Annotated in this window: 1 protein-coding gene; it reads right to left on the reverse strand. The window is 62.7% G+C overall.

Going from position 1 to position 284, the window contains the following annotated elements; all coding sequences use genetic code 11:
- Positions 1-284: trimethylamine methyltransferase family protein (locus tag EN807_RS34920; RefSeq protein ID WP_189522718.1), on the reverse strand; the 284-nt coding region annotated here is incomplete at both ends.

The following is a 284-nucleotide window of genomic DNA, read 5'->3' on the forward strand; positions in this document are numbered from 1 at the left end:
TGGGCATCGTGACGTCGAAGGAGCGAGCCCATGAACGGCTTGTCGGAGTGCTTGAGCGCCGAATGGATGATGTGGAGGTGCCGCTTCGGCACCGGGATCTCCATCGGCTCGCAGATGATCGAGCTCGACGAATGCAGCGCCGGCGCCATGTAGGCGAGCTTGTGGAAATTGTTCAGGTCGTTGAGCGTGCCGTAGCGCCGCTTGTTGTCGAGGTCGCGCACATAGGGCGCGCCATACATCGGCACGAAGATCGAGTTCTTGCCGCCGACGCGGACGGTGCGCTC

The sequence above is a fragment of the Mesorhizobium sp. M5C.F.Ca.ET.164.01.1.1 genome (assembly GCF_004792125.1).
Lineage (GTDB): Bacteria > Pseudomonadota > Alphaproteobacteria > Rhizobiales > Rhizobiaceae > Mesorhizobium > Mesorhizobium wenxiniae.